Source organism: Klebsiella aerogenes (assembly GCA_029027985.1).
In the GTDB taxonomy this organism is placed as follows: Bacteria; Pseudomonadota; Gammaproteobacteria; order Enterobacterales; family Enterobacteriaceae; genus Klebsiella; species Klebsiella aerogenes_A.
In genome coordinates this window covers 2,460,677-2,483,126 of sequence record CP119076.1, presented here as the reverse complement: position 1 = coordinate 2,483,126, position 22,450 = coordinate 2,460,677, and the positions used below count along the sequence as shown (strand labels likewise).

The 22,450-nt window shown below is 55.8% G+C and carries 21 protein-coding genes; all 21 read left to right on the top strand.

Translation table 11 applies throughout. The features are described from left to right. Window positions 1-101: 101 nt before the first annotated feature. The 21 genes from PYR66_11900 to tssG all read left to right on the top strand — a co-directional run bounded on the left by PYR66_11900 (window position 102) and on the right by tssG (window position 22,411). The gene (locus PYR66_11900) at window positions 102-596 is read left to right on the top strand and encodes an SH3 domain-containing protein (protein ID WEF26068.1); all 495 of its coding nucleotides are present in this window, start codon (window positions 102-104) and stop codon (window positions 594-596) included. A gap of 24 nt (window positions 597-620) precedes the next feature. Beyond that, the gene (tssJ, locus tag PYR66_11895) at window positions 621-1,127 is read left to right on the top strand and encodes a type VI secretion system lipoprotein TssJ (protein WEF26067.1); all 507 of its coding nucleotides are present in this window, start codon (window positions 621-623) and stop codon (window positions 1,125-1,127) included. A 24-nt stretch (window positions 1,128-1,151) separates the two neighbouring features. Further along, a complete protein-coding gene (gene tssK / locus PYR66_11890; GenBank protein WEF26066.1) occupies window positions 1,152-2,495 on the top strand; it encodes a type VI secretion system baseplate subunit TssK in 1,344 nt (447 codons plus the stop codon). 17 nt (window positions 2,496-2,512) lie between these two features. Further along, window positions 2,513-3,739, top strand: a complete 1,227-nt coding sequence (locus tag PYR66_11885) for a DotU family type VI secretion system protein (protein WEF30430.1) — start codon at window positions 2,513-2,515, stop codon at window positions 3,737-3,739. Window positions 3,740-3,741: 2 nt separating this feature from the next. After that, window positions 3,742-7,356: a type VI secretion system membrane subunit TssM gene (gene tssM / locus PYR66_11880; protein WEF26065.1), complete on the top strand. Its 3,615-nt coding sequence runs from the start codon at window positions 3,742-3,744 to the stop codon at window positions 7,354-7,356. Between the two features lie 15 nt (window positions 7,357-7,371). After that, window positions 7,372-8,079, top strand: a complete 708-nt coding sequence (gene tagF / locus PYR66_11875; protein ID WEF26064.1) for a type VI secretion system-associated protein TagF — start codon at window positions 7,372-7,374, stop codon at window positions 8,077-8,079. Between the two features lie 11 nt (window positions 8,080-8,090). Further along, window positions 8,091-9,101, top strand: a complete 1,011-nt coding sequence (gene tssA / locus PYR66_11870; GenBank protein WEF30334.1) for a type VI secretion system protein TssA — start codon at window positions 8,091-8,093, stop codon at window positions 9,099-9,101. A 75-nt stretch (window positions 9,102-9,176) separates the two neighbouring features. Further along, window positions 9,177-9,701, top strand: coding sequence for a type VI secretion system contractile sheath small subunit (gene tssB, locus PYR66_11865; GenBank protein ID WEF30333.1), 525 nt, complete (start codon window positions 9,177-9,179; stop codon window positions 9,699-9,701). A gap of 3 nt (window positions 9,702-9,704) precedes the next feature. Further along, the gene (gene tssC, locus PYR66_11860) at window positions 9,705-11,204 is read left to right on the top strand and encodes a type VI secretion system contractile sheath large subunit (GenBank protein WEF30332.1); all 1,500 of its coding nucleotides are present in this window, start codon (window positions 9,705-9,707) and stop codon (window positions 11,202-11,204) included. A 96-nt stretch (window positions 11,205-11,300) separates the two neighbouring features. Then, window positions 11,301-11,723, top strand: coding sequence for a T6SS amidase immunity protein Tai4 family protein (locus PYR66_11855; GenBank protein ID WEF30331.1), 423 nt, complete (start codon window positions 11,301-11,303; stop codon window positions 11,721-11,723). Window positions 11,724-12,219: 496 nt separating this feature from the next. Continuing rightward, window positions 12,220-12,702, top strand: coding sequence for a type VI secretion system tube protein Hcp (locus PYR66_11850; GenBank protein WEF30330.1), 483 nt, complete (start codon window positions 12,220-12,222; stop codon window positions 12,700-12,702). A 581-nt stretch (window positions 12,703-13,283) separates the two neighbouring features. Continuing rightward, a complete protein-coding gene (locus PYR66_11845) occupies window positions 13,284-13,409 on the top strand; it encodes a hypothetical protein (GenBank protein WEF30329.1) in 126 nt (41 codons plus the stop codon). After that, window positions 13,406-13,819, top strand: a complete 414-nt coding sequence (locus PYR66_11840; GenBank protein WEF30328.1) for a hypothetical protein — start codon at window positions 13,406-13,408, stop codon at window positions 13,817-13,819. The genes PYR66_11845 and PYR66_11840 overlap by 4 nt, the downstream gene beginning before the upstream one ends. A 97-nt stretch (window positions 13,820-13,916) precedes the next feature. Beyond that, window positions 13,917-14,321 carry a hypothetical protein gene (locus PYR66_11835; GenBank protein WEF30327.1) on the top strand — a complete coding sequence of 135 codons (405 nt, stop codon included), beginning with the start codon at window positions 13,917-13,919 and terminating at the stop codon, window positions 14,319-14,321. A gap of 189 nt (window positions 14,322-14,510) precedes the next feature. Further along, window positions 14,511-16,310, top strand: a complete 1,800-nt coding sequence (gene tagH, locus PYR66_11830) for a type VI secretion system-associated FHA domain protein TagH (protein WEF30326.1) — start codon at window positions 14,511-14,513, stop codon at window positions 16,308-16,310. Beyond that, window positions 16,310-17,104 carry a protein phosphatase 2C domain-containing protein gene (locus PYR66_11825; protein WEF30325.1) on the top strand — a complete coding sequence of 265 codons (795 nt, stop codon included), beginning with the start codon at window positions 16,310-16,312 and terminating at the stop codon, window positions 17,102-17,104. The genes tagH and PYR66_11825 overlap by 1 nt, the downstream gene beginning before the upstream one ends. A 21-nt stretch (window positions 17,105-17,125) precedes the next feature. Beyond that, entirely contained in the window at window positions 17,126-18,133 is a 1,008-nt protein-coding gene (locus PYR66_11820; protein WEF30324.1) for a hypothetical protein, read from the top strand. Between the two features lie 9 nt (window positions 18,134-18,142). Further along, window positions 18,143-18,937: a type VI secretion system accessory protein TagJ gene (locus tag PYR66_11815; GenBank protein ID WEF30323.1), complete on the top strand. Its 795-nt coding sequence runs from the start codon at window positions 18,143-18,145 to the stop codon at window positions 18,935-18,937. Next, window positions 18,934-19,497, top strand: coding sequence for a type VI secretion system baseplate subunit TssE (tssE, locus tag PYR66_11810; protein WEF30322.1), 564 nt, complete (start codon window positions 18,934-18,936; stop codon window positions 19,495-19,497). The genes PYR66_11815 and tssE overlap by 4 nt, the downstream gene beginning before the upstream one ends. A gap of 2 nt (window positions 19,498-19,499) precedes the next feature. Continuing rightward, a complete protein-coding gene (gene tssF / locus PYR66_11805; protein WEF30321.1) occupies window positions 19,500-21,371 on the top strand; it encodes a type VI secretion system baseplate subunit TssF in 1,872 nt (623 codons plus the stop codon). Next, the gene (gene tssG / locus PYR66_11800) at window positions 21,368-22,411 is read left to right on the top strand and encodes a type VI secretion system baseplate subunit TssG (protein ID WEF30320.1); all 1,044 of its coding nucleotides are present in this window, start codon (window positions 21,368-21,370) and stop codon (window positions 22,409-22,411) included. The genes tssF and tssG overlap by 4 nt, the downstream gene beginning before the upstream one ends. The last annotated feature ends 39 nt before the right edge of the window (window positions 22,412-22,450 follow it).

Sequence of the window (22,450 nt, the reverse complement as noted above, 5' to 3'; positions counted from 1 at the left end):
TGCTCATCAGCCCTTTGACACACAGTGATTAAGGATATTTAGGCCATAATTTCGGCATAAATAAACCTTAAGAAAATAAAAGCATTGCAATGGAAAAGCATATGAAAACGCGAGTATTTTTGGCCGCTATAATTGCGGTTTCACTGGCTGGGTGCGAAGCGCCACCAAAGCCGCAAATTACCGATGATACGATTGAAACCACGCAAATTAATGGCGTGAATTTAACCCATCGCCATATTGTTGTGCCGCCCACCGAATTTACCCCGATAAACGCCGAGTATCGTGCGCTGTATTCCGCAGCGGTAATGAGCCAGGCCGGTTATGGTGGAAAAGTCATCGTCCAGTTAGTTCCCGGCGCCAGCTACCTCGCGCTTGGTCAGGCTCAAGATGGTTGGATCGCCTTAGCTAACGAAGGGCAGGAAAACCTGATTGGCTACGCGCCGGCTAACGCCGTAGTGAAAAGCGAACTGTACGATAAAACGTTACGCAATCAGTCCCGGCGTCCAGTGGCGCGTAAAAAAGCGACCTGCGTGAGCGTTGACGGAAATACCAAAGCCTGTAAGAACGGCAATAACGGTACCTGGATTCTGGATTAATCCCGCCTTTACGAGCGACACCGTATGAATAATAAATCTCTTTTACGCCAGGTATTGCTGGCGTTTTATTTGTTTCTTTTTACGTTGGTTAGTGGATGTGGCTCGTCTTCACACAGCGACCCCGCCCGATACAATCTTCAGTTTCAAGCCCACCCGCAAATTAACAGCTCGGCACCATTAAAGGTCAGAGTGTTAGTGCTGAAATCCGATGCGGAATTTATGTCCGCCGATTTCTACTCCTTACAAAATAACGCGCAGAAGGTCCTCGCTGGCAACTTGCTTAACAGCGATGAATTTTTCCTGATGCCTGGCCAGCTGGCAAAGACCCTTAACGGGCAGAGCTCGCCGGAGGCGCGTTATATCGGAGTCATGGCGGAATACCAGTCCCTGGACGGTAAAAAGTGGCGCATTTCTCTTCCCCTCCCAACTCCTGGCGAAACACCTTTCTGGCAGTTCTGGAAACTGTCGGCGGATCAACTGCAGGCAAATCTTTATCTTGACGTAAATGGGATCCGCGTAGTGCAGCAATAGCGCGAACTCTAACAGGAAATTTGTATGAATAAAGCAGAAAAGGTGGTCTGGACCGAAGGTATGTTTTTACGTCCGCATCACTTTCAACGGGCGGAAAGCTACCTGCAAACGCAAATTCGCGAGTGGGGCGGGTTACAACGCTCCTGGCTGTGGGGTTTTCTCGATATTGAACTGGATGACGCGATGCTACGTCAGGGCTGCATTGCGCTGAGCTATGCCAGCGGCCTGCTGCCGGACGGCACGTTCTTCCAGTTCCGCGACGCCCGTCAGGGCCCGGCGCCGTTGCAGGTACCGGATAACGTCTCTGGCGAAAAAGTGGTGCTGGCGTTGCCGGTACGCCGTGGCGGACGCGAAGAGGTGATCTTCAGCGAGGAGAAGGACTCACTGGCGCGCTTTACCGCATTTGAACAGGATGTGGAAGATGACAATGCGCTGTCGGTTGGCGACGCCACGGTCCAGTTCGGTCGTCCTCGTCTGACGCTGATGCTGGAAAAAGATTTGACCGCCGAGTGGACCGCGATTGGCGTGGCGTTTATTGCCGAGAAGCGCAATGATAATGCCGTGCGTCTCGATAACGGCTATATCCCGCCGATGCTCAATGGCATCAATCATCCGCTGATTTACGCGATGATCAACGACTTACATGGCCTGCTGGCGCAGCGCAGCCAGCAAATCGGTAGCCGGTTGAGGCAACCGGGACGCTTTAACACCTCCGAATTAATTGAATTCACACTTCTGGCGCTGGTGAACCGCCATCTCGGTCATCTCTCGCATCTTAAAATGCAGCCGTTAGTCCATCCTGAATCGCTGTGGAACAGCTGGCTGCCGTTTGCAACCGAACTGACCACCTGGATGGCGCAACGCAGCCCCGATGCCGCGCTGCCGGTATACGACCATGACGATCTCGCCAGCTGCTTCGGCAAACTGGTACTGCTGCTGCGTCAGGGGCTGTCGCAGGTGATGGAAGACAACGCCATTCAACTGCCGCTGATCGAACGCTCGCACGGGCTGAACATCGCGACCGTGCCGGAAAGCAGTATGGTGCGCGAGTTTGGTTTTGTGCTGGCGGTAAAAGCCAGCGTACCTGGCGACGTGCTGCAAACGCATTTCCCCGCGCAGATGAAAGTCGCTCCGGTGAGCAAAATTCGCGATCTGGTCCAGTTGCAGCTACCGGGCCTGATCCTGCGCGCTATGCCTGCCGCGCCGCCGCAAATTCCGTGGCATGCCGGCTATAACTACTTCGCTGTCGAGAAGGGCGGCGAGCTGTGGAATGAAATGGAAAAATCTGGCGCCTTCGCGCTGCACCTGGCAGGCGAGTTTCCCGGCCTGGATATGGAGTTTTGGGCTATCCGTAGTCCGTCAGAATAAGAAAGCGAGCGCTCATGATGCAGGAACAACAGGCCGCCGCCAGCCACGGCGTCAGCGGCAACAATCCCCTGGTGACGGCCGCCAACCCATTACTCAATGCGATACCGCAAATCCGCCATTCGGTGTCACACGACGATCAGGTCGGTTTACGCCAGCGCTTGATCGATGAAATTCGCCGTTTTGAGGTACGCGGTCAGCAGGCGGGGCTACCGTACGAGGTGATCGTCGGCGCGCGCTATTGCCTGTGCACCGCGCTGGATGAAGCGGCGGCGTTGACGCCGTGGGGCAGTAGCGGCGTGTGGTCGGGAAGCGGTCTGCTGGTCACCTTTCACAACGAAACCTGGGGCGGCGAGAAGTTCTTCCAGCTGCTGGCGCGCCTGTCGCAGAATCCGCGCGAGCACATTAATCTGCTGGAATTAATTAACTATTGCCTGTTGCTCGGTTTTGAAGGGCGCTATCGGGTGATGGATAACGGCCGCACGCAGCTGGAAACCATCAAGCAGCGTCTGTGGCAGATGATCTGCGGCGTACGCGGCGGCTATGCGCCGCCGCTATCCGCCCACGGCGAGGATCGCCCGGTGTTGCGTAAGCTGTGGCGCCCGGTTGTGCCGCTATGGGCCTGCGTCGCCCTGGCCGGTTTCGCCGCCTGCCTGTTCTACATCATTCTCAACTGGCGACTGGGCGACGCGACGAATCCGGTACTGGCGAAAATTTATCAAACGCCGCTGCCGGAAGCGGCTATCGCCCAGCCGGCGGAAAAATTACCGGCGGTACTTAACCTGCGCGGCTTCTTGCGCCCGGAAATTGCCGAAGGGCTGGTCGCCGTGCGCGATGAAGCCGACCGCAGCGTGGTTATTCTCAAAGGTGACGGCCTGTTCGCCTCGGCGTCAACGGTGGTGCGCGACCGTTACGATCCGGTGATCGATCGCATCGCTCAGGCGATGAACAACGTCAGCGGCCGCATTCTGGTCGTGGGATACAGCGATAACGTGCCTATCCGCAGCGCGCGCTTCGCCTCGAACTATGAACTGTCGCTGGAACGCGCGCGTTCGGTACAGAAACAGCTGCAAAAACATCTGGCGCAACCTGACCGCGTGAAAGCCGAAGGGAGAGGGGAAATGAACCCTATCGCGCCGAATACCACTCCTGAGAACCGTGCCCGTAACCGCCGTGTGGAAATTACTCTGCTGGTGTCGCCCGATAATACCCGGGCTGAGCTGAACGGATTGCCCCAAGGAAATTAAGGATGCTGACACTTCTGCTTTCCATTCTGACCAACCGGCTGCTGTGGGGCTTTCTCGGCGCCACGGCGGTGGCTGCCGTCATCTGGATGATTGGCCCTCTGCTGTCGATTGTTGATACCCGGCCGCTGGAATCGGAACAAAACCGTATTATCTCCATCGCGGTGGTGTACCTCATCTGGGCGCAAAGCCATATTCTGCCGCGCTTGTACAACGCCTGGCTCAACCGCAAGCTGATGGATAACCTGAAGGAAGAGCCGCAGGGTAACGATCCGCAACAGCGTCTCAACAGCGAAGACCAGATCCTCGCCGATCGCTTTGATGAAGCGGCGCAGATGCTGAAAAAAGCGCACTTTAGCAAAACCGGTAACGCTCACGCGCAGTGGACCCAGCGTTTCGGTACGCAATATCTCTATCAACTGCCGTGGTACGTGATTATCGGCGCTTCAGGCTCCGGCAAAACCACCGCGCTGGCCAATTCCGGATTGCAGTTCCCGCTGGCCGACCGTTTCGGTAAAACGGCGCTACGCGGCATCGGCGGTACGCGCAACTGCGACTGGTGGTTTACCAACGAAGCCGTCCTGTTGGATACCGCCGGACGCTATACCACTCAGGAGAGCGAGCAAGCGCAGGATGCCGGTGAATGGCTGAAGTTTATTGGCCTGTTGCGTAAATACCGCCGTCGCCAGCCGATCAACGGCGTGGTGGTGACGGTGAGCATCTCTGACCTGTTGACCCAATCGGCCGATGCATCGCGCCAACAGGCGGTCAATTTGCGCCAGCGTCTCTCCGAGTTGCACGAGCAACTGGGTATTCGCTTCCCGGTGTATGTGTTGGTCACTAAAGCCGACCTGCTTAAAGGCTTCCGCGCCTGGTTTGCCGATTACGACAAAGCGCAGCGCGATCAGATCTGGGGCTTCACTTTCCCATGGGAGCAGTCCAGACTCGCCGATTTCGACCTGATGGGCAGTTTCACGCAAGAGTTCGCGCTGCTGCAACAGCGACTGGAAGCGGGCCTGCCGGACACTATGCTGCGCGAGCATGATGCCAAAACCCGCGCTGAAGCCTGGCTGTTCCCGCAGGAGTTCGCGGCGTTGCGCCCACTGCTGGCGGATTATCTCAGCACGGTGTTTGCCCGCTCGAATTTCGAAACGGAATTTTCGCCGCGCGGCATTTACTTCGCCAGCGGAACCCAGGAAGGGCTGCCATTTGACCGCGTGATGGGCGAACTCAATCGCGCGCTGTCGTTGCCGCAGGGTAAGGATAACGACAACTGGGATTCGGTCAGCAAAGAAGCGCCAATCCCCGGCGGTAAAGGCCAGAGCTACTTCATTAAAAACCTGCTGCAAAATGTCATTTTCCAGGAAGCCGGTATCGCCGGACAGAACCGCTGGTGGGAGCTGCGTAATCGTGCGGCGATCTGGTCAGGTTATGCGGTACTTGCCGCGCTGCTAGTGGTATTGGGCGTCCTGTGGCTGACCAGTTACGGCAAAAACAAAGCCTACTTGCAAGAGGTGTCGGCGAAGGTGCCGCTGGTTGAGCAGCAAAGTAAAGCGCTACAGAATCCTGGCCAGCGCGATCTATTCACCATGCTGCCGTTGCTGAATGGACTGCTGGAATTGCCGAAAAGCGCCGATTTTGAAGTCAACGATCCGCCGGTCACCCGCCGAATGGGGCTCTACCGCGGATATGACGTCAGCGATGCTTCACAGACGCTGTATCAGAAAGCGCTCCAGCAAATGCTGCTGCCGGATGTCGCCATGCGCATCGCCACCTGGTTGCGTAACGATGACGGCAGCGATGCCGAATATAGCTACGAAGCGCTGAAAGCCTATCAGATGCTGTATCAACCTAAACATTATGATGGCAAATTCCTGCTCTCGTGGGTGATGCTTAATCTGCAGCGCAATCTGCCGCAAAACGTCACTCAGGCGCAGTTGCGACAGCTGGAAGGGCATCTGATCCAGTTACTGGAACCGCAAATTCAGTCTTCGCCGTATGCCAAAGACGACGCGCTGATTGCCCGCGAGCGGACATTGATCAACCAGCAACCGCTGTCTTCGCGAGTTTACGGCCGCCTGAAACGCCTGCTGGAACATGATGACAACCTCAAAGCGGTATCGCTGGCTACTCTCGGCGGCCCGCAGAGCGAACTGGTGTTTTCGCGCAAAAGCGGTACGCCGATCGCCGAAGGGGTTCCCGGCCTGTATACGCCAAACGGCTATTGGCAGGTTTTCAATAAACAGATTGATAACGTCACCAGCGCGCTGCATGACGACGATATCTGGGTGCTGGGCGCCGCCACGGCGCAGGAAGATAAGCAGCAAACAGATAATGCTGTACGCCAGCTGTATATGCGCGACTTTATCGCCAACTGGGATCGCTTCCTTGCCGATATTCAGCTGAACAACAGCGCCGATTTGTCTTCGCGGATCAATACCGCGCGATTACTGTCCGCCAGTAACTCGCCGCTGCGCCGGTTGGTCATCAGCCTGAGCCAGGTGTTGAACCTGGCGCGCGCCGAAGCGGAAACCGTCAAAGGTGAAAACAACGCCGAACAGGGGAATCGCGCCACTCGGACCCTGGAAGCGCTGTTCCGCCATGATGACGGCCGGGCGACTCAGGGCGCGGCGATTAGCCAGACGCCGGAACAGCTTGTCACTGAACATTACGCGCCGCTGATCGAACTGGCGCAGCCGCTGGAAAAAGGCGGCAAGACGATTGTGTTTGACGATTTTCTTAAACAAATCGATGAGCTTTATCGCTACCTGACCGCCGTACAGGACGCCGCCAACAGCGGCATGCAGCCGCCGGGCGGCGATGCGATCAGTCGCTTGCAGGCCAGCGCCGGGCGTTTGCCGGGCGGACTGCAAACCATGTTCAGCAAAATGGCGGTCGGCGCCAGTAGCGATACCCAGCGCCGCGATCTTGATAACGTGCGCAAACGGGTAAACGTCGAGGTCGGCGGGTTCTGCCGTCAGGCCATCGCCGGACGCTACCCGTTAGTCCGCGGCGCCAGTAGCGAAGTCACTCCTGACGATCTGGCGCGGATGTTCGCGCCAGGCACCGGCATGATGGATACTTTTTTCCGTGACAACCTGACGAATAAAGTGGATACCACGCAGGCCAACTGGCGCTTTATGCCGGGTATCGACGGTAAAACGCTGCCGGGAAGCGAAGGGGTGTTAAGGCCATTCCAGCAGGCGCAGTCGATTCGTGATGCCTTCTTTGCCAACGGCGCGACCACGCCGTCATTTAAAGTGACGATACGTACCATCAGCATGGATAACCAGATCCTCAACCTGACGCTGGATGTCGATGGCCAGCAGTTGCGTTATAGCCACGGTCCGCAGGCGGTACAGATGATGAGCTGGCCGGGGCCGGGCGGGACTAACCAGGTGCGTATGCAGCTTGGGCTGGCCGATGGCACCACCTCGACGCTGGTGACCAGCGGCTCGTGGGCGCTGAACCGCTTTTTCGACAAAGCGCGTACCGCTCCGGGCAGCAGCAGTTTAGGCCGTCAGGCGACGTTTAACGTCGATGGCCATCAGGTCACGCTGGAGTTTGCGCCGAACAGTATTCGCAACCCGTTCCAGCTCCCTCGTTTCTCATGTCCATAACCGCAAGGAAAGCCAATGACTTACTCCCCTGCGATGAGCTGGTACGGGAAACTCCCCAGTACCGGCGATTTTTTGCAACGCCGATTTCCTGACATTCTGGTTCGCCAGTGGTCGCAATGGTTTCAGGTAGGATTACTTGCCTGGCAGCAGGAGCAGGAACGCAGTGGCGAACGCCAGTTCAGTAATGCTCCGGTCTGGAATTTTATCGTACCGCCGATGTTAAGCGGCCAGATGGTGCAAATGGGCTGCCTGATCCCCGGGCGCGATCGGGTGGGTCGTCAGTATCCCATCTGCGCGCAAATGGCTTTTAACCCGCTGGAGTGGTCGGCATCGACCCTGACGCAGGCAGGAGAATGGTACCAGCAGGTGGGAAGAACGCTGCTGCATGCGGTCCGTAATGGTTTCTCCGCCGAACAACTGGATCAGGCGCTGCTCGCGATTCCGGCGCCGAAAATGATCGAAGCGGAAAAACGCTCGGAAATTCTCGACGTGATTGGTTATCAGCAGGACGGGCACAGTTCTATCGGTTGGCAACAAGCGGCGGACTGCTTTGACCCGCAGCGGCAAACCAGCTTTTGGTGGACTAACCGCGCCGATGGTTATCCGCTCTACACTCACGTCCATAGCGGTAATTTGACCGGCCAGCTGTTCACGCTGCTGTTCGATCCCGCCGGCGGCGCGAGACCGGGCCGCCACGGCCTGTATCCGCCGATGTTTGAATAAGCAGGTAGGCAATGAATATTGATGAATTTCTTGCTCCGGTCACTGCGGAGCAGCCCTGCGGTGAAAACCTCGAATATGACGCCGACTTCCAGGCGATGGAACAGGCGATGCAGGGCAAAGCCGAGCAACAGTTCGGCGACACTATTATCCCGGCGGAGCCCGCCGACTGGACGACGGTAGAAAAGCTGGCGGTGGGTTTGCTCAGCCGCACCAAAGATTTACGCGTCATGCTGGCGCTCACTCAGGCCTGGACCAAACGCCGTGGCCTGACCGGTTATGCCGATGGCTTGTTGCTGGTTCAGCAGGCGCTGTCGCTCTACTGGCAACCGATGTATCCACTGCTGGAAGAGTTCGGCGAAACCGACCCGTTTTATCGTATCAACGCCCTGGCGGGGCTCAGCGATAAATCAACGCTGACCAGCGCGCTACGCAACGCCATTCTGCTACGCAGCAACGGCGACGACCTGATACTGCGCGATGCCCAGGCGCTGCTTGATGGCAGTAAAACCGAATGCGCCGATTATCCCGGCGGCCGTTCACGGCTGATTGACGAACTGGCGCGCGGCGGACAGCCGGGTATCGACGCCATCGTCGCCATTCACCAGCGGCTGCAAACCATTCGCGAAATATTGACCGAACATCTGGGCGCAAGCGGCGTGCCGGAGATGGAGCAACTGCAAAAGACCGTTGGCATCGTCGCGGACGCCTGCCAGGTGACCGACATTTCGACCTTTCACGCGTCCCGCGAGGAGAGTGCCGTGAGTGAACATGAAGCGATTCCCGGCGCGACGCCAGCGTCTGTTGTGGACTGGCGCAGCGCGCAAATCAGCAGCCGCGCCGAGGCGCAGCAGATGCTGGAGAAAGTGAAACAGTACTTCGCGCAGCATGAACCGAGCCACCCCGCGCCGCTGATGATTGAACGAGTACAGCGGCTGATTGAACTGGATTTTATGGACATTATCCGCGATTTAGCGCCGGACGGCGTTCATCAGCTGGAAAACATTTTTGGACGTCGCGACTGACGCGTTCGGACATTATGGCGACAGGCATAAGGTCTGGCGCTCAACCTTTACCGCGCATCTTCGATGGAGAGCATCATGGCAATAAGTAAAAGTGGGCAGAAATTCATCGCACGCAACCGTGCGCCCCGCGTACAGATCGAGTACGACGTAGAGATTTATGGTGCGGAACGCAAAATTCAGCTTCCGTTTGTGATGGGCGTGATGGCGGATCTGGTCGGTAAACCGGTCGATAATCAGCCGTCAGTGGAAGAACGCAAGTTTCTTGAGATCGATATCGATAACTTCGATGAACGAATGAAGGCGCTGAAACCGCGCGTCGCTTTCCAGGTCGACAACACCCTGACCGGCGAAGGCAAGCTGAACGTCGATCTGACCTTTGACAGCATGGACGACTTCCTGCCGGACGCGGTTGCGCGCAAAGTGGAGCCGCTGAACAAATTGCTGGAAGCCCGTACCCAGCTTTCGAATCTACTGACCTATATGGACGGTAAGAATGGCGCAGAAGAACTGATCGCCAAAATTCTGCAAGATCCAACGCTGCTCAAATCGTTGAGCCAGATGCCGAAACCAGACGACAGCGCGAAAGGTAGCGAGGAGTAATCGATGAGCAACCCGACTCAACAACACGAGCAGCAGTCCGGCCAGGCATTTAGCCAGGATGAGTTCAGCTCGCTGCTGAACAAAGAATTTCGCCCGAAAACCGACCAGGCGCGTTCCGCCGTCGAGAGTGCGGTAAAAACGCTCGCCCAGCAGGCGCTGGAAAATACCGTCACTTTTTCCAACGATACCTATCGCACCATTCAAAACCTGATTGCCGGTATTGATGAGCAGCTGTCGCGTCAGGTGAATCAGATCCTGCATCAGGATCAATTCCAGAAACTGGAAAGCGCATGGCGCGGCCTGAGCTACCTGGTCAACAACAGCGAAACCGACGAGATGCTGAAAATTCGCTTTATGAGCATCTCCAAGCAGGAGCTGGGCCGCACCCTTAAGCGTTACAAAGGCGTGGGCTGGGATCAGAGCCCGATCTTTAAGAAAGTGTATGAGCAGGAGTACGGCCAGTTCGGCGGCGAACCGTTCGGCTGCATCGTGGGCGATTATTACTTCGACCATAGCCCACAGGATGTTGAACTGCTGAGTGAAATGGCGCGTATCGGTTCCGCCGCGCACTGTCCGTTTATCACCGGTACCGCGCCGGATGTGATGCAGATGGAGTCCTGGCAAGAGCTGGCGAATCCGCGCGATCTGACCAAAATCTTCCAGAACACCGAATATGCCGCCTGGCGTTCGCTGCGCGAGTCGGAAGACGCGCGTTATCTGGGGCTGGTGATGCCGCGCTTCCTGTCGCGTCTGCCGTACGGCATTCGTACCAATCCGGTGGATAGCTTTGATTTTGAAGAGCAAACCGACGGCGCGGATCACAACAATTACGCATGGGCAAACTCGGCGTATGCGATGGCGGCGAACATCAACCGCTCGTTCAAAGAGTTCGGCTGGTGTACCTCGATTCGCGGCGTGGAGTCCGGCGGCGCGGTGGAAAATCTGCCTTGCCACACCTTCCCAAGCGACGACGGCGGCGTGGATATGAAATGTCCGACCGAAATCGCTATTAGCGATCGTCGTGAAGCGGAACTGGCGAAAAACGGTTTTATGCCGCTGATTCACCGCAAAAATTCTGACTTTGCCGCCTTTATCGGCGCGCAATCGCTGCAGAAACCCGCTGAATATCACGATGCCGATGCCACGGCAAATGCCCGTCTGGCGGCACGCCTACCGTATCTGTTCGCCTGCTGTCGTTTTGCCCACTACCTGAAGTGCATCGTGCGCGACAAAATCGGTTCCTTCCGCGAGCGTGACGACATGGAACGCTGGCTGAACGACTGGGTGATGAACTACGTCGATGGCGACCCGGCCAACTCGTCGCAGGAAACCAAGGCGCGCAAACCGCTGGCCGCCGCAGAAGTACAGGTTGCGGAGATCGAAGACAACCCGGGTTACTACACCGCGAAGTTCTTCCTGCGCCCGCACTATCAGCTGGAAGGGCTGACCGTGTCGCTGCGTCTGGTATCAAAACTGCCGTCGCTGAAAACCAAAGAAGCGTAATACGTTGCCGCCGGGAGGTGACTCCCGGCGCAAATATGACCTCATGGACGCAGGAGAATACACGAAGTTATTACCGTTATGTACGCTGGAGCTGCCATGAAAAGAATGATTATTGGTCTGCTTCTTGCCGCAAGCTCCTCCGCTTATGCTATTGATGATCCGGTATTGTTTGTGAAACAGCTACCTTATAAGCAGGTTGTTAAAGACGTGGTTTTATCCCGTTGCCTGGCGCAGGTTGCCGATGATAAAAGCCAATTCTCTCTGGATGCCGCACGTAGCAGCAATGCGTTGTTAGAGTGGGTGCCTTTCGATGTTGAAAGCGGGAGTGATAAAATCAATGTCATTATCGATAAATATAAAAATGCAACAAATGGCTTTCATTCCGAGAGAAAACCGACAGTGCAGGGCGTTACGTTAAACTGCTTGCGTCTTTACCATAGTACGGAACTGGATGAATTAACTTCGCAGGTAATTATTGGCGATCCGAATAAAAGCTGGCACCAGGATAACCCGCAATAATTTCAACTCAAGATTGTAATGTGCGATGTAATTTAACAAAAATACGCCCCCCCGCAAAAGCAAGTATGGTAAAAATTACTTTCCCGGCAAGTAACCCGACATTCATTGCAGTGAATGATTCAAATGAAATAATGTACCACAATGATTGAAGTATATTGATAAGAGAAAAGATACCAATAATTAAAAGTATAATTACAAATACTACCGATAGTGTTTTTTCATTCGTCAATCCTTTTATTGCTGTAGTTAGTTGGGTTTATTCTAGATTAACTGGACATTAGTTGTCCAGCATCCAGTCGACATACTGAACGACTGAGAGAAATTTAGAGTGGTTGCTGTCATAGTGCGGCTATTCTGGAGAAGTCTGTACGGTTTGATTCGTCAGACTTGAGGCAGAGGTAAAATATGGATGGTTTTATTCAGCCCCATGCTTTCCTGTTTGCCATATAAGTGCTTTTTCGAAAGCAATAATTTTCATTAACGAAGAGTAGATATTATGGCTATTGATATGTTTCTGAAGGTCGAGGGTGTTACCGGCGAATCGAAAGATTCTAACCACAGCGGCTGGACTGATATTACCTCTTTCTCCTGGGGCGCATCCCAGCCGGGTAATATGAGCGTGGGCGGCGGCGGCGGCGCAGGTAAAGTGAATTTCAACGACCTGCACGTGAATGCGCTGATCGACAAATCTACCACCGCTATCCTGAAGCATTGCTCCAGCGGCAAGCACCTGACCAAGGTTGAGCTGTCGGTCTGCAAGGCAGGCGGCCAGCAGGTTGAGTACGCGCGTATCACCCTCGAAGATGTACTGGTGACCTCCGTGCAGTACACCGGCGCCGATAACGGCGACACCGTTGGCGTAACCTATGCCTTCCAGGCGGCGAAAGTGAAACAGCAGTACTGGGAGCAGACTTCCGCTGGCGGTAAAGGCGCAGAAAGCAGTGCTGGCTGGAATATCAAAGAAAATAAAGAATCATAATTAAATGATTCATCCGAACCAGGGAGTGACTCCCTGGTTCGACTGTTTTAATTCATTAAGGATGAAGAATATGGCAGGGCAATCAAACTTACTGCCTGGCTATGAAGTACTTATTCACTTTATTGACAGTTACATTAATGGCAAGCGGCTGTGTGTCTCACCCAGCCCAATATCAACCGCTTTCGGTTACGCTAAAAAACAATGAACCTTGCTTTGCTATCCTGCTAATTCCGGGTTAGAAGAACCTATCACAAGTCATTCGCCTACCATTATGAAAAACGAAGGGTGAATGGAATACTATATCACCGTCATCGACGTTCAGCCTTGCGATAACGTTAAATACTCAGCAGTGTCACCAATGGTAGGGTATTGCATGGCAAGCCGGAGAATATAATATCGCTCTGAAAGTGTCGGGTAAAAATGACTCTGTTCGTTATGGTGCCCGATTCACCTTGGAAGAAAAACCCTCGGGCCAATTTCGCTTACGCAGACTGAATAGAGTTTGTTAACTCGCAAACGCCACCGTTCTTATTTCAAGAGCGGCAACGTTTGTGCGCTAATCATCTCAGCAGGAATAGGCTATGCGATTCACGATTATTTCGACCAAAGCCGAACATCAGACGCCGCAGGGAAACTGTGACTTTTATGCGCCGGGCGGTGAAATTGCAGATGGGGCTACCGAATATATCATGGATAAATTACTGTGAAATTAGAGATATTATTATTGGTTCTTGTTGTAATATTATTTTTCATTGTTGTAATAATGGATTTTCTGAGTTCTCGATTTTTTAAAAAACATGAGAGTGATTATAATCGCCTTCTTTCTGAATACAGACAAAAAGGATACGATCTTGATCTCATGACAAATTACGCATCATTTTTTGGCTCACTCGCAAACTATCAAAAAATAATTTGGTTTGTTCGTCTTCGCAAAGGTGTGAAAATAAAGTTCACCAGCGATCGCTATGTGCAAAATGAAGCCTATCAATATATACAAAATTTACCTGGGGAGGAAATTGATTGGATATTGAAATTACATCGACGTTATATAATACAAGCTTTGATTTTTACTTTATGGATCGTCATTGGCCTGATTTTTATAAGTTATAAAAAATAGCTTTCCCTCACTACATTTTAGTATGGGGTGAATCATCATCTTTTGATGATGGTTCGTTTTACTTACTGAATTCTAAAGCTAAGCATAGGGTAAAAGCATGTTTATAGATAAAGCCCTAAACTACCACCTTGATATAGCCTACATATTCTTTGTGATTATATTTATCATCTCTATTGTTTTTCCTGTTTTATTTTATCGCCGCCACTCGAAGCAAGTGGAAGCAATGTATCGATTACTCGCGAAAGAGGGGTTGCTGAGAACTCAGGATTATGAGTTTTGGCAACGGTTAGGTTATTGGGGCTTTGGTTTTCTCGTGGCAATGATTTCACGAATTCGTAACGGTAAAGTAGTTAAACTGAGCGATGCCAGGATATTAGATGCTAAAGAAAGTCAGAACTGCATCGCAGAATTTGAACTTGGTTGGATTCATAATTATTACAAATGCGTAACTATAATGGCTATTAGTTTCTTAGTGCTTCTGTTATGGACGCTTATGCGCTAACTAAAATGTCTATTGCTAATTAATTTTATTTATGGTGATGATCGTCCTGCCCTTTATGGGCGATAATTAATTAACTCATTTTTCTTCTCCCCTTTTTATACACAACTCAATTACTCGCCCGCAAACGCCGCCGTTCTTATTTCAAGAGCGGCAACGTTTGTGCGCCAATCATCTCAGCAGGAATAGGCTATGCGATTCACGATTATTTCGACCAAAGCCGGTCATCAGCCGCCGCAGGGCAGCTGTGACTTTTACGCGCCGGGCGGTACCATTGGGCGCGGCACGGACAACAACCTGGTGCTGCCGGATGACGACCGCGCCATTTCTCGCTTGCAGGCCATCGTCCACGTGGCGACGGACGGCGAGTGCCGGATCACCAACCGCGGCAACGTCACCCGGGTGGTGCTCAACGATATCCCACTGGAGCGGGGGCGTCAGGTCGAACTGCAGGACGGCGACATCCTCAGCATCGACGAGTACCGCATCGAAGTGAACGATTTGCTGCAGGATAGCCAGCCGGTCAGCCGGATGGCGGCCAGCGGACAGCCGCCCATCGCGGTTAAACCGGTCACGCCGCCGCCAGTAGCGCCTGTTACGCCCGTCGCCGCAGAAGAAGCCGCGCCTACCGCTGTCCCGTCGGAAATCTGGGATAGCCTGATGCAGGAGTTTTCCATCTCCGACAGTATCTCCAGCGGCCGGAGCAAACCGCAGCCTGAAGCCGCGCCGAATCCCTTTGCCGAGCCGAAGGCCGCCGAGCGCAATCCGGAAGATCCGCTGGCGATGTTCTCGGACAGCGAGCCGCTGTTCGAGCGTCCGCCGGTCGCGACGGATGACCTGTTCGCCGACGATACGCCATTTAACGGCAACAGCATTTTTGCCGACGTTACGCCGACCACGCTGGTGCCGCCGGTTGAAACACCCGCGCAACCCGCGCCAGTCGAGCCGCAGGAAGAGCAGGATCCGCTGGCCCTGTTTGGCGGCGACACCAGCGTGCAAACCGCGCGTAATGACGATCCGTTGGGATTACTCGGCGGCGCGCCGCTGACGCCGGTTGACGCTTTCAGCACCGCTGAACCGGCCAACGCGCCGGAAGCGGAAACCGCTGTCGAGCCGGATGCCACCTTTGATTCGCCATTATTTATGAATCAACCGCCGCAGGACGAACCGCCGATTGCCGCTGCGCCCCCAACGCAGGAACCGGTTCGCCCGCAGCCGGTACAGGCTGAGCGCGAAGATGCGCCGGAGATTACGTTACCGACGCCGCAGACCGTCGTACGCCAGGCGGCACAGACGCCGAAAGGGCGCCTGCGTATTGACCCGGTACGTCATGAAACCAGCGCCGCCAGCACGCCGCAGCCGGGTAACGGCGAGGTACTGCAGGGCGAGTTGCTGGAAGCGTTGCTTGAAGGCATGGGGCTTGGCGACATGCAGCCGGTGCCGCAGTTTGACCGGGAAAATATGCGCCAGCTTGGGCAGATGCTGAGTATGTTCTCGCAAGGTACCGTGGCGCTGCTCTCTTCGCGCTCCATTCTGAAACGCGGCGTGAAAGCCGATATGACCATGGTGCTGGATGATGCTAACAACCCGTTCAAGCTGCTGCCATCGGGTAAAACGGTGCTGATGCAGATGTTCGGCGCGCGGATGCCGGGCTTTATGCCGCCGAAGAAATCGGTCCGCGATGCGCTGATTGACCTTCAGGCCCACCAGTTGGGGATGATCTCCGGGATCCGCGCGATTATTGCCGCGATGCTGCAATCATTTAACCCCGAACAGCTGGAAGAAGAGGCCAAGCGCGACGGCGCCACCTCGCGCCTGGCGCTACCGGCCAGCCGCAAAGCAGCGCTGTGGGACTATTTCGTGCGCACCTACGGCGAAACCGCCGGTGAAATTGAAGACGATTTCCATACCTTATTTGGCGAGGCGTTCCTTTACGCCTATGACATGGAAGTCAATCAATACAAAGACTCACAAAGCGGATCGGAAGAATAATGGACATCACCACGGCTTCTCTTTCCCGTCAGGGAACGCGCGCCACTAATCAGGATCAAACCGGCGAAAGCGTCGGCGATCGTTCCGCCTGTTTTGTGGTCTGCGACGGCATTGCCGGGCTACCCGGCGGCGAGGTGGCGGCGGAACTGGCGCGTAATGCGATTCTGGATCAGTTTGACGGCGACAATCACCTCAATGCCCAGACGATTCGCCAGTATGTCCGGCAGGCCAATGGCGCCATTCTAAACCAACAGCAGGAAACGCCGGATTATCGCCGGATGGGCACGACGCTGGTCAGTCTGTTTATCGACCGCGATTACAAACTGGCTTACTGGGCCCACGCCGGCGACAGCCGACTGTACCTGTTTCGCCGCGGCTGGCTGTACCACGTCACCACCGACCACAGTCTGGTTCAGCAGATGAAAGACGCCGGTCATCAGACTGATGATATCAACAGCAACTTGTTATACCGGGCGTTAGGCATGGCCAGCGACGGGGCGGAAGCCAGCTACAGCGATGTCGTGCCGGTAGAAGACGGCGATGCCTTTTTGCTCTGCACCGACGGCTTCTGGCACGGCGTTGGCGAAGAACAGATGAAATCCTCCCTGCAGATGGTGAACACCCCGCAGGAGTGGTTGACGCTGATGAATCAGTACCTTCAAAAGAACAATGACGGCGCTCAGACATCGCAAGATAACTACAGCGCCGTGGCGGTATGGATGGGCAGTCCGGAAGAGGCGACGTTATTACACTCGCTGGCGGACGCCGCGCAATTTTTCCCCCTGCGGGATTGATACAGGCAGAGAAGGATTTTTATGAAACATTGGTTATTAGGTGCGGCGATCCTCGCCGCCACCGGCGTCGCGCAGGCGGAAAACTACCGTATCGTGCAATCGCCATCGCAAAAGCTGGATGTCTGGATCGATAACATCAAGGGTAATAATGCGCAAAGCTGGTGCGCCAATGAGGTCGCGCTGCGTGTCGTCGCCAACGGCAGTAAAAATCCGAAGGTGCTGGATAACTTCCTGCCGCGCGTCGGTGCGTTGATGGAGCACCAATGTTCCCGCCTGCAGCAACTCAACTGGACGCTGGTTGACGGCAACAACGGGCGTATCGCCCAGGGCACCGCAGCGAAAAATAAAAAGTGGGCGGTAAAAATCACGCCAAGCGAAACATCCACCCCAACGGAAGCGGCCGCACCAGCGGAGAAACTCGTACCGCCAGCCTGGCTGCCGCCGCAAGAGAAGGCGGAGAAACTGTCTCCCGCCGCAGACCGTACGCCATGGCAGGAATTTACGCTACAGGGCGGCTGCCGGTTGCGTACCTTCTGGCAGGATAACGCCAATGCGCCAGCATTGTTTATTCCGGCTGTCGAATCCGGCAGCTGCGAAAAGGGCGGCTGGCTGAGCGGACGCACGGTCATTACCCAATCGGCTGACGGTAAAGAAAAGCAGAGCACCGTGACGTTTGTCCACGGATTCCCGGTTGTCGGTCTTAACGCCGCGGCTGACCCGAACAAACTGCTGATCACCGCAGTCAATAATCAACGCATGGTGGTCAGCAATGAAAATGCCCAGCAAAGCTGGATGATTCTGCCTTACGTCGCCAGAGAGAACGGCTGGCAGATGACCGGTACGCTGGCTATCGAAATTTCCCGTGAACTGGCGAACGACCCGGCGCGTTTACAGGCGCGAGTGGACGCGGCGCGTAGCGTCTGGACGCCGTGGCTGGCGCCGGATGTCAAACTCAACGTTGTGCTGATCGACGGCCTGCATCCGCTGCTGCGCAACCCGGCAGCCAGCGCCTGGCGTGCGGCAAACTAAGGAGCGGCGATGAATACTCTCTATCAACAACTGGCTGGCGAAAGCGTCGGCGCGGCGCTGGCGCGTCTGGAAAACGAGATCAAAAGCCGTCCCGCCGATGCCGACCTTCGTGCGGCATTCGTCCAGTTTTTATGCCTCAGCGGCAACTGGTCGCGAGCGCGGGTTCAACTAAAAAGCTGGCTGGCGCTGAAACCGCAGGCTCATCCGACGGTGACGTTGCTGGAACAGAGCATTGAGGGCGAACAGCAGCGCGCCGGGGTGTTTGCCGGTACCGCGCGCCCGCAGATGCCGGATAGCCAGTGGCCGTGGTTGTCGGCGCTAGTCTCCGCGCTTTCCGAAGCGCCAGACGTTGCCCATCCGCAGCGGCTGGCGGCGTTTGAACAGGCGCCGCTCAACCCCGGCGAACTCAATCTCCCGGATGCGCCCACGCAGTCATTTACCTGGCTGATGGACGGCGATGCCCGCCTGGGACCCGTGTGCGAGCTGATCGTCAACGGCCGTTATTTCTGGTTGCCGTTTGCCGCCATTGCCGAAATTCGTTTTCAGGCGCCGGTCAGCGTCACCGACCTGGTGTGGCGTCATGCGCTGGTACGTCTGACGGACGGCAGCGAGCAGGTTTGCCAGATCCCGGCGCGTTACCCTGTCACGCCGGAGTCGGAGGTACGCTTCCAACTGGCGCGCGCCACCGAGTGGCAGCCGCTGGATGACGACGGGGCGCTGTATCAGGGCCAGGGACAGAAAGTGTGGCTCAACGATAGCGATGAATTCCCAATCCTCTCTCTCGACGTGGTGAGTTTTGCATGAATAAACCGGTACGCGACGGTGATGCGCTGCGCAGCGGCTGGCAGGCGCGGAGCAAACAAGAGACCATTGGCGCGCGCGATAAAATGCAGCCGTCGTTGCTCGATCGCCTGACCGATAACCAGCCGCAGAAAAAATCAGAGCCGATCAACAGCAACCTGATTACCCACAGCACGCTGCGCCGTCACGTGCTGCGCGACCTGCAATGGCTGTTCAACACCATAAATCATGACGATCCGCAGGCGCTGGCCGAACTGGCGCAGGTGCGCCGTTCGGTGGTTAATTTTGGCGTTGCGCCGCTGGCCGGTAAGCGCATGTCGGATATTGAATGGCAGGATATTCAGCGCAAGCTCACCGAGGCGATTATCAGCTTTGAGCCGCGCATTCTGCCGCAGGGGCTGCAGGTACGCTGTATTTCTGATACCCAGTCACTGGATTTACACAACGTCCTGTCGATTGAAATCAAAGGGCGCCTGTGGTGCGTGCCGTACCCATTAGAGTTTTTGTTCCGTACCGATGTGGACCTTGAAAATGGCCACTTTGAATTGAAAGACGCGGGGTAACGATGGAAGGCAAGCTGCTCGAGTATTACAACCGCGAACTGGCCTATCTGCGCGAGATGGGCGCTGAATTCGCCGAACGCTATCCAAAAGTGGCCGGACGCCTGGGGATGCGCGGCATCGAGGTCGCCGATCCTTACGTCGAACGGATGATGGAAGGCTTCGCGTTTCTGACCTCGCGCGTCCAGATCAAAATGGACGCTGAGTTTCCGCGCTTCTCGCAGCGCCTGCTGGAGATGATCGCGCCCAATTATCTGGCTCCTACGCCGTCAATGGCGATAGCCGAACTGCAGCCGGACATCAACAAAGGCGATCTGAGCAAAGGATTCGTGGTGCCGCGCGGCACCATGATGGGCAGCCAGGTGCTGAAGAAAAACGGCGTCACCTGCAGCTACACCACCGCGCATGATGTCACTCTGTTGCCGCTGCGCATCGAAAAGGCCGAGCTTGGCGGGATCCCGGCCGATGTACCGCTGGCCGCCCTTGGTCTCAGTCAACGCGGCGCCGCCAGCGCCTTGCGTATCCGTATTACCTGCGAAGGGGCTCAGCATCTTGGCCATTTGACCTTCGACCGCCTGGCGTGTTTCTTAAGTGGCCCGGATATTGAAGCGCTGCGCCTGCTGGAGCTGATCCTCGCTCACCAGGTCGGCGTCGTGTGTCAGACCACCGGACGTCATCCCGTTCGCCTGTCGCTGGGCGAAGACGCGCTGCAGCAAGAAGGCTTCGCCGCCGATCAGGCGCTGCTGCCGGAAGATCTGCGCAATTTTGACGGTTACCGACTGCTGCACGAATATTTTGCATTCCCGGCGCGATTCCGTTTCATCAGTATTAACGGGCTTGGCAAGCTGATCGTTCAGTGCAAGGAAGAGAAATCCTTTGATATTATTATTCTGCTGGATAAAACCGATGAGCGCCTCGAACAGGTGGTTGAAGCCAGCCATTTCGCGCTGCACTGCACCCCGGTCATTAACCTGTTCCCCAAAATCGCCGCCCGACAAACGCTGAACGATAGCCAACATGAATACCATCTGGTGGTGGATAATATCCGTCCGCTGGATTACGAAATCTATTCGGTGAGTAAAATCCATGGCAGCGCCGACGGCCATCGCGATGACCGCGAATTCCGTCCGTTCTGGAGCTCATGGAGCCAGGATGCCGGCGACTACGGCGCCTATTTCTCTTTACGCCGCGAGCAGCGAGTGCTCTCTGAACACGCGTTGCGCTATGGCACCCGTACCGGCTACACGGGTTCTGAAACGTTCGTCTCGCTGGTCGATGAACAGCACGCACCGTGGCAGGAAGATCTGCGCTATATCACCGCTGAAGTGCTGTGTACCAGCCGCGATCTGCCGCTGATGCTACAGCAGGAACTGGGGCAGTTTGTCCTGCCGGATTCACTGCCGGTAAAAACGCTGAAAATGCGTAATGGCCCAACCGCGCCGCGCCCGGCGCTGGCGGAAGGGTTAAGCACCTGGCGGTTGATTAGCCAACTGCAAATGAACTATCTCAGTCTGATGGACGGTGAAAACGGCGAAGGGGCCGCGGCGCTACGCCAGTTGTTGGGGCTGTACGCGGGGCTTGCGGAAACCGCTGTCGCCCGGCAAATCGAAGGGGTGCGCAACTGCGTGCTGGAGCCGGTGCATCGCCGGGTGCCGGAACCGGGGCCAATCGTTTTCGCTCGTGGTATCGGCATTACCTTAACCGTCGATGAACGCGCCTTCTCCGGCGCCAGCCCATGGTTATTCGGCAGTGTACTTGAGCGGGTCTTCGCCCGGCTGGTATCGCTGAACAGTTTTACCGAATTCACCTTGTGCAGCCAGCAGCGCGGCGAGATCGGCTACTGGGCGCCGCGGATGGGTAAAAGGGCGCTGATATGAGTGAGACGCTGGCCACTATTCACCGCCTGACGCCGCTGGCGGAAGGCTTCTGGCGCGGCGTGACGACCGCTCCCTGGCGTTATGATTTGTTTCATCTGCTGCGCCGCGTGGATGCGCAGGGAGGCGAGCGCTACCCGCTGGGACGCGCGCCGCTGCCGAAGTTTGAATCGCTGCGCATTGGCCAGACGCCATCAATGGGGTTTGCGCCAGCGACCTTAGCCAGCGCGCAAAAACGCGAAAACAGCGGCGTTCATGAGATTTCGATTCTCAGTTTTGGCTTGTTTGGCCCTAACGGCCCGCTGCCGGTGCATATGACCGAATACGCCCGCGAGCGCATCCATCATCATCAGGATGACAGCCTTAGCGCTTTTGCCGATCTGTTTCACCACCGTCTGACCTTACTCTTTTACCGCGCCTGGGCGGATGCCCAGCCGACGGTCTCGTTAGACCGCCAGGACAACCGCCGCTTCGAGCGCTATCTCGCCTCGTTAATCGGCATGGGGCAACCGGGACAACTGGAAAAGGGCGAACTGAGCCCGCACGCGCGCTTTACCCACGCCGGGCATCTCAGCCGCCACGCCCGGGATCCGGAAGGGCTGGAAAAGATCCTGCGCCATTATTTTCAGGTCCCGGTCAACATTATCAGCAACGTACCGCAATGGATGCCGCTCACTCCGCGTGAACAGGCGCAATTAGGAAGCGGAAGACGGGTGCCGCGGCTGGGCGTTTCGGCGTTTCTCGGCGTTGCGGTGCGCGATGTACAGCATAAATTTCGTCTCGAAATTGGTCCGCTCAGCGCCGAGGCCTACGCCCGTTTCTTACCGGGCGAGAAAGCGGTCAACGAACTGCGTGACTGGATCCGCCAGTATCTCGGGATCGAGTACGCCTGGGAGGTCCGGGTACTTATCCGCAGCGATGCGGTGCCGGGCGCGGTACTCAGCGGCGGCGGCAAACTCGGCTACAGCACCTGGCTTGGCCACCAGCCGACCCCCGCACCGCGGGGTGATTTAGTGTTTAGCGTGGAGAAGGCCGACGCCTGACGTCGCCTGCTCTCTGACACCTTTATTTAATGTTATCAA

Excerpts from the sequence above, each read along its gene's own strand:
- tssA (WEF30334.1), top strand. The coding sequence starts at position 8,091 with ATGAATATTGATGAATTTCTTGCTCCGGTCACTGCGGAGCAGCCCTGC.
- PYR66_11835 (WEF30327.1), top strand. The coding sequence starts at position 13,917 with ATGTTTATAGATAAAGCCCTAAACTACCACCTTGATATAGCCTACATA.
- tssF (WEF30321.1), top strand. The coding sequence starts at position 19,500 with ATGGAAGGCAAGCTGCTCGAGTATTACAACCGCGAACTGGCCTATCTG.
- tssG (WEF30320.1), top strand. The coding sequence starts at position 21,368 with ATGAGTGAGACGCTGGCCACTATTCACCGCCTGACGCCGCTGGCGGAA.
- PYR66_11885 (WEF30430.1), top strand. The coding sequence starts at position 2,513 with ATGCAGGAACAACAGGCCGCCGCCAGCCACGGCGTCAGCGGCAACAAT.
- PYR66_11900 (WEF26068.1), top strand. The coding sequence starts at position 102 with ATGAAAACGCGAGTATTTTTGGCCGCTATAATTGCGGTTTCACTGGCT.
- PYR66_11820 (WEF30324.1), top strand. The coding sequence starts at position 17,126 with ATGAAACATTGGTTATTAGGTGCGGCGATCCTCGCCGCCACCGGCGTC.
- tssJ (WEF26067.1), top strand. The coding sequence starts at position 621 with ATGAATAATAAATCTCTTTTACGCCAGGTATTGCTGGCGTTTTATTTG.
- tssC (WEF30332.1), top strand. The coding sequence starts at position 9,705 with ATGAGCAACCCGACTCAACAACACGAGCAGCAGTCCGGCCAGGCATTT.
- tssE (WEF30322.1), top strand. The coding sequence starts at position 18,934 with ATGAATAAACCGGTACGCGACGGTGATGCGCTGCGCAGCGGCTGGCAG.
- PYR66_11850 (WEF30330.1), top strand. The coding sequence starts at position 12,220 with ATGGCTATTGATATGTTTCTGAAGGTCGAGGGTGTTACCGGCGAATCG.
- tssB (WEF30333.1), top strand. The coding sequence starts at position 9,177 with ATGGCAATAAGTAAAAGTGGGCAGAAATTCATCGCACGCAACCGTGCG.
- tagH (WEF30326.1), top strand. The coding sequence starts at position 14,511 with ATGCGATTCACGATTATTTCGACCAAAGCCGGTCATCAGCCGCCGCAG.
- tssM (WEF26065.1), top strand. The coding sequence starts at position 3,742 with ATGCTGACACTTCTGCTTTCCATTCTGACCAACCGGCTGCTGTGGGGC.
- tssK (WEF26066.1), top strand. The coding sequence starts at position 1,152 with ATGAATAAAGCAGAAAAGGTGGTCTGGACCGAAGGTATGTTTTTACGT.
- PYR66_11855 (WEF30331.1), top strand. The coding sequence starts at position 11,301 with ATGAAAAGAATGATTATTGGTCTGCTTCTTGCCGCAAGCTCCTCCGCT.
- tagF (WEF26064.1), top strand. The coding sequence starts at position 7,372 with ATGACTTACTCCCCTGCGATGAGCTGGTACGGGAAACTCCCCAGTACC.
- PYR66_11845 (WEF30329.1), top strand. The coding sequence starts at position 13,284 with ATGCGATTCACGATTATTTCGACCAAAGCCGAACATCAGACGCCGCAG.
- PYR66_11815 (WEF30323.1), top strand. The coding sequence starts at position 18,143 with ATGAATACTCTCTATCAACAACTGGCTGGCGAAAGCGTCGGCGCGGCG.
- PYR66_11825 (WEF30325.1), top strand. The coding sequence starts at position 16,310 with ATGGACATCACCACGGCTTCTCTTTCCCGTCAGGGAACGCGCGCCACT.